Source organism: Alteromonas naphthalenivorans (genome assembly GCF_000213655.1).
In the GTDB taxonomy this organism is placed as follows: domain Bacteria; phylum Pseudomonadota; class Gammaproteobacteria; order Enterobacterales; family Alteromonadaceae; genus Alteromonas; species Alteromonas naphthalenivorans.
This window is the reverse complement of record NC_015554.1, coordinates 3817710-3830554: the sequence shown is the minus strand read 5'-3', so window position 1 is coordinate 3830554 and position 12845 is coordinate 3817710. Positions and strand designations below refer to the sequence as shown.

Below are 12845 nucleotides of genomic sequence, written 5' to 3'. Positions count from 1 at the left end.
ATTGTATGCAATTTAAGGAGTGATGAATAAGTTAGATGAGTAGAGCTTGATGAGGTAGTATTATCAACTGGATAGGCTATAGCTCAACAATATGGTAAAGGCTCGTTGTTGGCTTCTGTGCTTGGTTACAAGGAGTAGTAGACATGAATATAATCGATAATATTAACAACCTACTTGGCGATGATTTAAAAGAGACGATTCAACCAGGTAGTAAGTTAAAAATAGCGGCTTCCTGCTTTTCTATTTATGCATTTGAAGCACTGAAGAAAGAACTAACAAACATAGCTGAGTTAGAATTTATATTCACTTCTCCCACATTTGTTCCAAGTAATGCAACAGATAAGATTCGAAAAGAGCGACGAGAGTTTTTCATTCCCCAAGAAAAAAGTAGTAATGGAGAGACGAGCCTATATGGCACCGAATTTGAGATTCAACTCAGAAACAAATTAAACCAAAAAGCGATAGCTAAAGAGTGTGCAAGCTGGATACGTAAGAAGGCGAGTTTTAAATCAAATACTACGAGCGCTCCTATGCAACAGTTTGCCGTGATTGGCAGCGAGGATAAGCAGTCTGCATACATGCCGTTGAACGGCTTCTCTGCGGTTGATTTAGGTTATCAAAAAGGAAACGCGGTCTCGAATTTTGTGCATAAAGTCGATGATAGTGTTATGTCACAGCAATACATGCAGCTCTTCGAACAAATATGGGAAGATGAAAGCAAAGTCAAAGAAGTTACCTCTTCCATAATTGAACATATTGAAACGATTTATCAGGAAAACTCGCCCGAAAAAGTTTACTTCTTGATGCTCTACAACATCTTTTTCGAGTTCCTGGACGATCTGAATGAAGATGTTCTACCGAATGATCGAACGGGTTACCAAGATACCCTCATCTGGAACAAGCTATTTAATTATCAGAAAGACGCAGCTACAGGTCTCATAAACAAATTAGAGCAATATAATGGCTGTATCTTGGCTGACTCGGTTGGTCTTGGTAAAACCTTCACCGCATTGGCAGTCATAAAATACTATGAGTTACGCAATCGCTCGGTGCTATTACTGTGCCCTAAGAAACTTGCAGACAATTGGCTGAATTACAATCGCAACCTAAAAACCAATATATTTGCGAAAGACCGCTTTAATTATGACGTACTATGCCATACAGATTTAGACCGCACAAGTGGTGAGTCATTCGGAACATCTCTGAACCGCGTCAACTGGGGGAATTACGATTTAGTCGTCATCGATGAATCCCATAACTTTAGAAACGATAATCCCGTAAAAGACCGTGAAACGCGTTATCAGAAGTTAATGAACAAGGTAATTCGAGCAGGGGTAAAAACCAAAGTATTAATGCTGTCAGCGACTCCTGTGAACAATCGATTTACAGATCTTAAAAACCAATTGGCACTGGCATACGAAGGTGAACAGGAAAAGCTATCAGAAAAACTGCGTACTACTAAATCTATAGATACAATTTTTAAGAATGCACAACGCGCGTTTAACGACTGGTCTAGGCTTGAGCCTGAAGAAAGAACTCCCACTGCTATCTTAAATGCACTGGAGTTTGATTTTTTTGAATTGCTTGATGCTGTCACCATTGCAAGATCAAGAAAGCATATTCAAAACTTTTACGACACAAGCGATATTGGCAGGTTTCCAACTCGTTTGAAGCCAATTTCACACCAGTGCCCATTAACCTATAAGTCAGATGTAATATCACTGAACGACATTTTCGCTCAGCTGAGGCTATTGAAGCTTTCTGTTTACGCTCCTGTAAGTTATATCTTGCCTAGTCGATTAAAAAAGTATGAGGAACTCTACGATACCGAAGTTGAAGGCGGTAAGGGAAAACTTCGCCAAATCGATAGAGAAAAAAGTTTAGTTGCGCTAATGACCACCAACTTGCTAAAACGTCTGGAAAGTTCTGTTCATGCCTTCAGGCTGACATTAAAAAGCCTCTACGACAACCACGCAAATACGCTTAAGTTGATAGAAGCGTTTTATGATAATAATGGCGTTACTGAAATTGATGATTTCGCAGGAGCATTAGCCGCTGTTGATTCAGAAGATGATGATTTACCCGTATTTCAGGAAATGGAGATTGGTGGGAAAATTAAGATCCAACTCATGGACATGGACTTGCCTTCCTGGCAGCAGGATTTAAGTGCAGATCTAGAGATTATCAGTGCACTTTTAGACGAGATGAAGGTGATCACGCCAGAGCACGATGCGAAGTTGCAACATCTAAAAAAACATGTAAATGAAAAAATTAACAACCCAATAAACCCGAACAATAAAAAGGTCATTATATTTACAGCATTTGCAGATACGGCCGACTACTTATATGCCAATTTGGCGGCAGAGCTACAGAGCAGCAAGGGGATTCACTCAGCTAGGGTAACAGGTCAAGGTAACCCTAGAACTACCATTAAAACGGTTAAAAAAGGATATGATCTGCAAGAGTGTTTAACGCTTTTCTCTCCCAAGTCGAAAGAAAAGGAACTTGTACTGCCCCATGAACCCGCTGAAATCGACTTGCTCATTGCTACAGACTGTATTTCTGAAGGTCAAAACCTACAGGATTGTGACTACCTAATTAACTATGACATTCACTGGAACCCTGTTCGCATTATTCAGCGATTTGGGCGAGTAGACCGGATTGGCTCACCTAATGAATCCATTCAACTGGTAAACTATTGGCCTGACATATCGCTGGACGAATACATTAACTTAAAAGAGCGTGTCGAAAGCCGAATGACCATAGTTGATGTTACTGCGACGGGTGACGACAATGTGTTAAGTGCAAAAGCAAACGATGTTAGTTACCGTAAAGATCAGCTCATGCGACTCCAAGAAGAAGTTATCGAACTCGAGGATGTAAAAACTGGCATCTCGATTACCGACCTTGGCCTAAACGAATTCCGCATGGATTTGATTAACTTTGTAAAAGAACAAGGGGAACCCAGAGGAATACCCAATGGTATGCACGCCGTGGTGCCCGCTGATCCTGAACGAGGTTTAGTACCAGGGGTAATATTTACACTGAGAAATATAAACGAGAGTGTGAATATTGATCAAAAGAACCGCTTGCATCCTTATTACTTGGTTTACATTAGCGAACAAGGTGAGGTCATTGCGAATCACTCAGAAGTAAAGCGGCTATTAGATCTCACTAGGACTTCCTGCAAAGGGGTAATTGAACCCGTTAGTAGTGTTTGCAAGTTGTTTAATGAGCATACTAATGATGGCAAAGAGATGGACATGTATTCCAATTTGTTATCTCAAGCCATTCACTCGATGATAGCCGTAAAAGAAGAACAGGATATTGATAGTCTGTTTAGTGGTGGTGAAACATCTGCTTTAATAAATAATATTCAAGGGCTAGAAGATTTTGAGTTGATTAACTTCCTTGTGGTCAAATAAGCAATCGATGAAAAATGATATTGAGTTAATCCAATTGGTAGCGCACGGAAAGCAATATGACTGACAAAAACGGAAAGATTCATAACGTTATAAAGGAAGGCTTTTTCCGATATCCAAACAGTACAGTGGTCAATCGAAACCTGCCCAAAAATAAGATTTATGAGCAAGCGAAAGCAGACACCAAACTCAAAGAGTTGTTTGTGAATGAAGTAGACCAAATTCTGTGGGCACACAAGCTGTCTTCAACAACACTCAATATAGAAGGTGATAAGAACATCGCTGAAATTCAGGTGTTTCGAATCCAGCTCAAAGGCGAGACATTGAATAATGCCGTATTACAAGCCATTGATAAGGCGATACCTCACCCCATAATTTTCGAAATTAAAACAAGCACCAATAAATTAACTATATCAGCGGCCTATAAAGAAATAGGGCAGAATGGCGGCATCACGTTATCGGAGTATTATCAATCAGATACATTGCTCGATGGAAGTAATGATGAAGTTAGGGCAAATTTACCAACGGTATTAAATGTAAAAGCACTTTACGAGCAGTTGCTAGTTTCGCTCTTGCCTTACGAACTCAGAAATAACGAGACATTTACTCAATTAATTGCACGAATTGATGAAATAAGCAGTTTAAAAAACAAACACAGTCAAATTAGCAAAAAGCTCAGCACAGAAAAGCAGTTTAAGAAAAAAGTATCAATAAACGCTGAGCTTAAAAACATTAAACAACAGTTAAAGAATTTAACTACCGAACCAGATTAAAAATTCAAAGAGTAGGACATCTAATGGACAAGTTAAAAATGCACTCGCCAGATTTATCCCAAGCGAACATTGAAAAAATACAATCATTGTTTCCTTACTGCGTTACCGAGGTTTATGGGGAAGATGGTGAGATAAAGCTGGCTGTAGATTTTGATCTGTTGAAGCAAGAACTATCCGACTCTATCGTTGAGGGGCCGCAAGAGCGCTACCACCTAAATTGGCCTGGAAAGCGGGAAGCGTTGTTAACAGCCAATGCGCCAATTACTAAAACGTTGAGACCTTGTCGAGATGAGAGCATTAATTTTGATTCAACGGAAAACTTGTTTATCGAAGGGGATAATTTAGATGCTTTGAAATTGTTGCAAGAATCTTATCTAGGAAAGATCGATTTAATCTTTATAGATCCTCCATACAACACTGGGAGTGATTTTATATATAAAGATAATTTTTCAGTCGAAAAATCAAAGTTTCTAGAGTCCGATGGTCAAGTAGACGACTTAAATAATAGATTAATGTCCAATACAAATGCTGATGGAAGATTTCACTCATCATGGTTATCAATGATGTTTTCACGTCTGAAACTTGCAAAAAATTTATTGTCTGAAAATGGGGCGATATTTGTAGCTATTGATGATGGAGAGGTTGCCAATGTAAGAAAGTTGCTTGATGAAATTTTTGGCAGAGATAATTTAATTGCGAATTTTGTTTGGCAAAGTAAGGATACTCCTGGCAATGATTCAACTGGTGTTGCTCAAACTCATAATCATGTAATTGCTTTCTCTAAATCTAATAGTTTTAAACCGAATCTATTAGAAAGAAGTGACAAGCAAATAGCTAATTACAAAAATCCTGATGATGATCCTAGAGGTGTTTGGTTAGCAACTCCTCTTACAAGAAGCGAGTTTAGGGAGCGAGATTTTTATCCCTTAGTCAGTCCTGATGGAAGAGAGGTTTACCCCCCTGATGGCACTTGTTGGCGCAGGCCAAAAGATGTTATTGAAAAGTTAATCAATGAAAATCGGTTATGGTGGGGAGTTAAAGGGAATGCGAATTTTCCAATGGAAAAAAAGTTCTTATCAGAAACAAAGGATGGTGTTGTTAACCAATCTTGGTGGCCTTATGAATTTGCCGGAAGTACGCGAAATGCAAATGCCGAAATAAAAAAATTATTTGATGGAAAAAAGCCATTTGACACGCCTAAACCTACCCAGTTGATAAAGCGAGTAATAGACATGTGCACTTCTAAAGATTCAGTCGTGTTAGATTTTTTTGCTGGTTCGAGCACGACGGCTCAGTCTGTAATGGAGTGCAATATAAGAGATGAAGGAAAACGAACATTTATAATGGTGCAAATTCCTGAATATTGTAATGAAAAATCGCAAGCATTCAGAGATGGATTTGAAAATATTGCACAGTTAAGCAGATCTAGAATCGAGCGATTTTTTAATTCCATCAACTTTAATGACAAGCTTACTCTGTCTAATCGGTTAGGTTTTAGAACTCTTAAGGTTGGTGAAACAAATATGACCGATGTTTATTATCGTCCAGATAAAGCTAATCAGGCTGACATGTTCGCTCAAGTCCAAAACATCAGAGAAGATAGAAGTGATGAAGATTTACTGTTCCAGGTGCTATTAGATTGGGGCGTTGGTTTAACGTTGACTATATCAAAGCAGCAAATCTCTTCAAAGGATGTTTTTTTTGTAAATGCTAATGATACGGGGGAGGGCGCTGATTTAATTGCTTGCTTTGCATCTGATATCTCTAACGAATTAATTAAAACCATTGCTGAAAAGCAGCCTTTAAGGGTTGTTTTCAGAGATGATGGGTTCGCGACAGACGCTGTGAAAATTAATGTTGAGCAAATATTTAAGCAGATTTCACCGATTACTGACGTTAAGTCAATCTAAGAGGTGATAAATGAAGCTTAATTTTAAACCTTTAGAGTACCAACAAAAATCAGTCCAGTCGGTGATCGAGTGTTTTCGAGGTCAGCCAAACACAGCGGGTATCCAATATCGCATTGATCCAGGCTGGGCGAAGAAAGGGCAAACGCAATCAGCCCAGTTTGACGAAGATGGCTTTAAAAACGCTGAGATTCAGTTATCAGAAGATCAGTTGTTGGAAAATATCCACGATGTCCAAAAATCGCAGAATCTTCCGCTGTCTAATGGCCTAAAGAGCTACACCGATGAAAGCGGCAAAGCCAAACGAAGCTATAGCCCTGGTGCGGATATAAACCTAGATATCGAAATGGAAACGGGTACAGGTAAAACGTATTGCTATATCAAATCGATATTTGAGTTAAATAAGCAGTATGGCTGGTCTAAATTCATCATTATGGTGCCGACCATAGCCATTAGGGAAGGCGTTCATAAATCATTGGAAGTAACTGCTGAGCACTTCAATCAAATATATGGCAAGAAAATACGCTCCTTCGTCTACAACTCAAAAGACCTTCATAATATTGAGAGCTTTTCGTCTGATGCAGGCATTAACGTTATGGTTATCAATATCCAAGCGTTTAACGCAACTGGTGCAGACAACCGTAGGATATATGAAGAGCTGGATGATTTTCAAAGCCGACGCCCAATTGATGTAATTAGTGCCAACAGACCAATATTAATCCTTGATGAACCACAAAAAATGGAAGGGCGTGCCACGCAGGAAGCATTACCAAGGTTTAAGCCACTTTTCATATTGCGCTATTCAGCTACTCACAAAACGGTGCATAACAAAATACACCGACTTGATGCCCTGGATGCATACAACCAGAAACTTGTGAAGCGTATTTCAGTTAGGGGAATTAAAACCAATGGTTTGGCTGGAACAAATGCCTATCTTTATCTAGAACAAATCGAAATATCGAAAAAAGCTCCCGTTGCTCGCTTAGAAATAGAACAAAAGCTAAAGTCTGGAGATATAAAGCGAAAAGTAGTAAAGGTGAGCAAGGGGGATCGGCTCTATGACTTATCTGGCGAACTACCTCAATATGACGGGTTTGTCGTATCAGAGATTAATGCGGTAACTGATACATTAGAGTTCTTAAATGGTAACAGCATTCAGGTAGGTGTGGCTTCGAACGACATTACAGAAGAAGTTATGCGCCGGATTCAAATCCGCGACACTATTAAAACTCATTTGGACAAAGAGAAAAGACTTTTTAGTAAAGGTATCAAGGTACTCTCACTGTTCTTTATAGATGAGGTCGTTAAGTATCGTGATTACAGTGAAGCCGATGAGAAAGGTGAGTACGCAAGGGTATTTGAAGAAGAATACCAAACTCTAAAAGAAGAGTTGTTAGATGAGCTGCCAGAAAATGACCCTTTCAGGAAGTATCTAGAGAAAATAGATGCTAACAATACGCATGAAGGCTACTTTGCTATAGATAAAAAGAAAAAACTCGTTGACCCAAAAGTAAAAACTCGTGGAGAAGAGCGGGGACTGGCGAATGATGAAAGTGCAACTGCTGCATACGATCTAATCCTGAAAAACAAAGAACAGCTTTTAAGCTTAGAAGAAGATAAACGCTTTATATTTTCGCATTCAGCGTTACGAGAAGGCTGGGATAACCCCAACGTATTCGTAATCTGTATGTTGAAACATGCCGACTACAATAACGTTGTTTCACGTCGCCAAGAGGTCGGGCGCGGCCTGCGTATTTCCGTAAACCAGCAAGGTGAACGACAAGATCACCCCGCTACCGTGCACGATGTTAATGTACTTACAGTAGTAGCAAATGAAAGCTTCGGTGACTTTGTGAAAGGACTTCAAACAGATATCAGTGAGTCACTTTCAGCAAGACCGAAGAAGGCTGATAAAGCCTACTTCTTGAATAAAGTGATTAAGACAGAGCAGGGCGATGTCGTTGTTGATGATGAGATAGCAAGAGCTATTGAGCGTTACCTTATTAAGAATGACTACGTGGATGATAACGATGAAATTACCGATCTTTATCACGCTGAGCTAAAAAATGATGGGCTGGGTAAGTTACCCGAGTTATTGGCTCCTTATCGAGAACAGGTTGTTGAGCTAATTAATGGTGTATTCAGTCAGGCGCAATTGCCTGAAATTATTGATGATCGTAAACCGAAGACCAATGTTTTAAACGCCAACTTCGAAAAGAGAGAGTTCCAAAAACTTTGGAAGAAAATTAACCGAAAGGCGGTTTACCAGGTTAATTTTAGTTCTGAGGAACTGATTAATAACTCTATTTCTGCTATTAACGAACATCTTTATGTCACGCCGCTTCAGTATACTATTGAAGTGGGGGATCAAAGTGAAAAGCTTACAGAAGAACAGTTAAACCAAGGCCGAGGCTTTGAAGTCAGAGAGACTGATAGGCAGGCTCATAATGCTCCAATACAGTCTTCAGTACCTTACGACCTCATCGGCGAAATAGCTGAAGATACTAAGCTTACTAGAAAATCAGTTTGCGCAATCCTGCAAGGTATCTCAGCTGATAAATTTGCTCTATTTAAAGTAAACCCAGAGCAATTTATCAGTGATGTAGCTCGTATCATCAATGAAGAAAAAGCAACGGCAACTATTCAACAGCTCTCTTATGACCTAATCGATGAGACTTATGAAAGCGATATATTTACTCAAAATCAGGTGATTAATGATTTTAGTAAGGTCGTTGAGAACCTTAAAAAACATGTTTATGACTTTGCGTCTACTGATTCCAAAGTTGAAAGGGCATTCATCAAAGAGCTGGATACCAGCAATGATATTGAGGTTTATGCCAAGCTGCCTAGAGGGTTCACTATACCAACACCACTAGGTTCCGAAGGTTACAATCCCGACTGGGCTATTGCTTTCAAAGATGGCACGGTGAAGCATGTACTGTTTGTGGCAGAGACGAAAGGCTCAATGTCTACTATGCAATTGAAGAAGATTGAAGAAGCGAAAATTGAGTGCGCCAAGAAATTCTTCGAGCGACTCGAACAGGAAGTGGAATCTGACGATGACGCTGAAAAGGTCAAGTTCAACATGGTAGCAAGCTACAGCGATTTGCTAAAAGTCGTAGGGTAATTAGCTTTGACTTCAGTTCACTCTTACAGCTGAATGAACTGAAGTCACTGATATTATCAAGCTCTGATTTTGGCTTTTGATAGCTGTTTATCCAAACAAGAAAGAAGTGAATTGAGCATTCCAAAAACAGGGAAGGTTGATGTCTGTAGTTACAATAAGTAATGCCATTGAGCGGTTGCAAAAAGAGATTGCTGATATCAGCAAAAAGATTAATCGAGTTTACAGGTTCATTTAATTCTGAGGCTTTTGAAAAACTTTAGAATGAAATAACAGACCCCTAGATCGAACGCTTGTAATTTGGGGGGGAGTGATTTGATAGCGAACGCTCGATAGCCTTTTCTATTTTATCATTTTTAAATGAATGGATAGGATGATCTATGAAAAAGCTACTTTGTCTTCTACGAGATTTCATTTTAGGGCAAGGTGCTTTGGCCTTGATGGCATTTTTTTTTGCTATACCTCTTATCATTTACGTCACCGTACTTGGAAAACTCGTCCCTGATTGGGCTGGAGGGATTTCATTGATTCTTCTCATTATTGGGTTCACAGTAGTCTCTGAAAAGATAATGAATTTTGAGTGGGGTACTAAAACAAAGCATGAATCTCTTTCAGAAACGTCTAATAATTTTGAAGTCGAACGTCATAAGAATCTGCTTGGAAAAAAGCTTTATTTAGCCCCCGATGTTGCTAAATCTCTTAGCCAAGAAAATATAGCTTATTTGAAGAAATATGGTGTTTGGTTGAAGGCATTAGAGACAGGCGAAATTAATCCTATTTCAGAAAAACAAAAGCGGTTTTTAGACGTTTGCCATGGTACTCGCCAACCGTCTAACTCCATAGAGATAGCTTGGTACAATTACAAAAAGGTTAATTCGCGACTAGCTGGCGGTAACTTTGGGTATCACAAAAATAACTACAAAAATGAAACGATTAATACCCAAGAATCATGCAACGCTTGCGGGAGAAAGATCGATTATTGTATCTGTAGTAAGTAAAAAAAGGTCTTTTTAATAAATTCCCTAGGCTAGGCGCTATTGAATTATGAAGCCTAAATCATACTGATGAGGAATGCTCACGACCACTTCGCTAAATGCTATCACCAGCCGTCCTAGCTGGCTGGATCAATGATTGGAAGCCCACATTAGGAAATCCAGCAGTTGCTGTAAATCACTTAACGTGAGATTAACTGTGTAGAAGAGCCAGCGCTAGGCACTCTGGTTTGGTTATAGTCACGAATGCGCTGCCTATAATCATGGTTGATACTAGCAGAGCTAAAAAATAGAAAGCAGGCGTTTAATGCCTGCTTTTTCTTTTGTGCAAAAATTTCCCTCTAGCAAGCCTAGATATCTTTAGGACTAACTAAGGATATCAACATGAAGATCACAAAAGAGATAGCGTTTAACACACTTATTAAATTTTCAAAAAATAGCATGACACTAGGGTATATATTCCTCGCGTTTGCACTGTTTCCATTTTGGCATGAGATAGTCGCTGTATTGCTAGATTGGAAGCCTGCTGCTGAAGCAGATTTTGAGTTGAATAAGTATTTTTATTACAACTGTGTGTGTATAGCTGCGTCGCTATTTTTCGCACTGTCAGCAGGTATTGTTCTGCGATTTATGACAGACGAATAAAGCGACTTTACTGACGGGCATTCTATGCCCCTTTTTTTTTCTTCGAAAATTCTCATCTACCGCTCCTAGTTATTTATGCGAGTCATAAACAATTACGGAGGACAAATGGCTAAGCAACAACTCGTCATCATGGCATTAGACATGATTACTAAATTATTAATGAGTATTGGAGATGTACTATTTATGGTGTGGATAGTTCAGATGGTTACTCGATTTGAGCCGCATAGCTCATATCCATTTGTTGGAATTAGGGGGGCGATGTATATATTTCTAATATATCTGGTAGCCCTTGCTATCTACCTACAAGAGAAACGGCTTCGTAAAAAACTTCATTAGTAAATATTCAGAGCACCGCAAGGTGCTCTTTTTCTTCCGACAATAGTTCATCGATAAAATGTCTGTTCTATTGGGTCAATAAATTTTGTTCTATAGATGATTTTTTCTTGGAGTTTGTTGGCTTCAGTTTCACTTAGCAGAGGCTGTTTCGTTTTACGATCATAACGATGAGGCATCTCCTCAAACAGTTGTTTGTGAAAGCGTTGTGTGTCGCTATTAATCTTATTAGAGCAGGGAATAATGAAGACTTTATCGTAAAGTCTATTTTCACCTAGCATTGCGTCACGCAATTTCAGTAACGTTTTTTCGTGTTGCTGCTTCCGCTTAAATGAAGCTTCTAGTTCAACAGCTGCCACCTCGCCGTTGGCTAGCTGTACCAACGCATCGACATTTTTTATGTTTGACGAAGTATGAATGCGCTTAAACTCAAGTTCAGTTAAATAGCCATTCCAAAGAGGTTTTGGGATGCCATCCTTTGTTTGATTTTGCAATCCCAGGCTTAGTACAAAACTCATAATTGAGTCGTGCATGATTGCATTTTGATTAACCTGAGTGATGGGTTCTTGTGCAGAGCGGAAAGGGATGTCTATTCGCATAAGATCTGAGGCAAACTTAGCACCGGAATGAGTTAGTACATATATGCGCCCATCTGCTGCCCTGTCTGTTTCTGCAATTGATAAAAGTCCTTCTTTCACTATTCTATTTAGAGACTCCAAAACTTTGTGCCGCTTAATCTGCCATATTGCTTCACATGTAATGGCAGATATAAAACCAAATCTAGCGGCGAGCAGTAACGCTAAATATTTTTTTTCTCGGCCTCTGTGAACGGCATTGGTACTTTTGTTAAATCTCATATCGAGGTTGAAGTATTTTTGGTGTTCGGTGTTAAGAGAAGGTGTATTAGTGTTCATCATTGTGTTCCTTGTTTATTAATTGAGAAACTAAGAAGGAACAGCTGACGCAAAATTTGATTGTTTAAGGATCTTTTTCGGGGGTTTGACTGGGAGTTTCTTGAACTCTAAAATGCCCACTGCTTTTCCCTGTTTGTAACCCGCCTGAAAAAGAGAAGCTCACAACGTTCGTTGCGAGCGTAAACGCTTATAGTGCCCGTCGCTGCTGATGTTGACGTTCGTCAACGCAGCGACTCTACGCCGCATTCGCGTCTAGCACCAACGCTTGAGGCGCATGTTCCCGTGCTGCGCACTACCCCCCATTTTGCACACTCTTATCTTTGTATTTCATACACAGCTATTCGTTGCGCTAGCGTCGCTCGCGGTATGGTGTTTGATTCATAGCGCTCTCGCCCTATTCACCAAATTTTGCCTGAAGGCAAAACAAAATAGGGGGTAGTTCGCAACCGCGAACATGCGCCTGCTTCTAAAGAAAATATGCTTCGCAATTGTCTTTCTGCGCGAGCTATTGAGTTGTTTCACAACTGCTTTTTTGCACGCAAACTCTTAGTTTGGTGTTCTCTTCTTGCTTTGCAACTAGTAACTCATGCTTTCCAAGCATAATCAGATTTTATTTAAAAAATTTCTTTGAGGGAGAATATTCATGTCGGGTCTGGCTTCTTAAGTAGAAGCCGCAAACTTTAATTAGTAAAACAATGAATAGGTAAAAGATATGAATTAAAAATGTACCAGGGT

The 12845-nt window shown here is 39.4% G+C and carries 8 protein-coding genes; 7 read left to right on the top strand and 1 reads right to left on the bottom strand.

Annotated elements, in window-relative coordinates; translation table 11 throughout:
• Window positions 1-143: 143 nt before the first annotated feature.
• The 7 genes from AMBT_RS16675 to AMBT_RS16645 all read left to right on the top strand — a co-directional run bounded on the left by AMBT_RS16675 (window position 144) and on the right by AMBT_RS16645 (window position 11199).
• Window positions 144-3425, top strand: a complete 3282-nt coding sequence (locus AMBT_RS16675; RefSeq protein ID WP_013785817.1) for a helicase-related protein — start codon at window positions 144-146, stop codon at window positions 3423-3425.
• A gap of 56 nt (window positions 3426-3481) precedes the next feature.
• Entirely contained in the window at window positions 3482-4195 is a 714-nt protein-coding gene (locus AMBT_RS16670) for a DUF4391 domain-containing protein (protein WP_013785816.1), read from the top strand.
• A 23-nt stretch (window positions 4196-4218) separates the two neighbouring features.
• Window positions 4219-6105 carry a site-specific DNA-methyltransferase gene (locus AMBT_RS16665; RefSeq protein WP_013785815.1) on the top strand — a complete coding sequence of 629 codons (1887 nt, stop codon included), beginning with the start codon at window positions 4219-4221 and terminating at the stop codon, window positions 6103-6105.
• Window positions 6106-6115: 10 nt separating this feature from the next.
• Window positions 6116-9229 carry a type III restriction-modification system endonuclease gene (locus AMBT_RS16660; protein WP_013785814.1) on the top strand — a complete coding sequence of 1038 codons (3114 nt, stop codon included), beginning with the start codon at window positions 6116-6118 and terminating at the stop codon, window positions 9227-9229.
• Window positions 9230-9606: 377 nt separating this feature from the next.
• Window positions 9607-10224 carry a DUF413 domain-containing protein gene (gene maoP, locus AMBT_RS16655; RefSeq protein WP_013785813.1) on the top strand — a complete coding sequence of 206 codons (618 nt, stop codon included), beginning with the start codon at window positions 9607-9609 and terminating at the stop codon, window positions 10222-10224.
• Window positions 10225-10602: 378 nt separating this feature from the next.
• Complete coding sequence (locus AMBT_RS16650; protein ID WP_013785812.1) at window positions 10603-10863, top strand: hypothetical protein; 261 nt, start codon at window positions 10603-10605, stop codon at window positions 10861-10863.
• Window positions 10864-10968: 105 nt separating this feature from the next.
• Entirely contained in the window at window positions 10969-11199 is a 231-nt protein-coding gene (locus AMBT_RS16645) for a hypothetical protein (protein WP_013785811.1), read from the top strand.
• 47 nt (window positions 11200-11246) lie between these two features.
• Here AMBT_RS16645 and AMBT_RS16640 read toward each other — a convergent pair whose 3' ends face one another.
• Window positions 11247-12113: a hypothetical protein gene (locus tag AMBT_RS16640; RefSeq protein WP_148259120.1), complete on the bottom strand. Its 867-nt coding sequence runs from the start codon at window positions 12111-12113 to the stop codon at window positions 11247-11249.
• Between the last annotated feature and the right edge of the window lie 732 nt (window positions 12114-12845).

Coding starts and splice junctions, on each gene's coding strand:
- AMBT_RS16675 (WP_013785817.1), top strand. CDS start 144: ATGAATATAATCGATAATATTAACAACCTACTTGGCGATGATTTAAAA.
- AMBT_RS16670 (WP_013785816.1), top strand. CDS start 3,482: ATGACTGACAAAAACGGAAAGATTCATAACGTTATAAAGGAAGGCTTT.
- AMBT_RS16665 (WP_013785815.1), top strand. CDS start 4,219: ATGGACAAGTTAAAAATGCACTCGCCAGATTTATCCCAAGCGAACATT.
- AMBT_RS16660 (WP_013785814.1), top strand. CDS start 6,116: ATGAAGCTTAATTTTAAACCTTTAGAGTACCAACAAAAATCAGTCCAG.
- maoP (WP_013785813.1), top strand. CDS start 9,607: ATGAAAAAGCTACTTTGTCTTCTACGAGATTTCATTTTAGGGCAAGGT.
- AMBT_RS16650 (WP_013785812.1), top strand. CDS start 10,603: ATGAAGATCACAAAAGAGATAGCGTTTAACACACTTATTAAATTTTCA.
- AMBT_RS16645 (WP_013785811.1), top strand. CDS start 10,969: ATGGCTAAGCAACAACTCGTCATCATGGCATTAGACATGATTACTAAA.
- AMBT_RS16640 (WP_148259120.1), bottom strand. CDS start 12,113: ATGATGAACACTAATACACCTTCTCTTAACACCGAACACCAAAAATAC.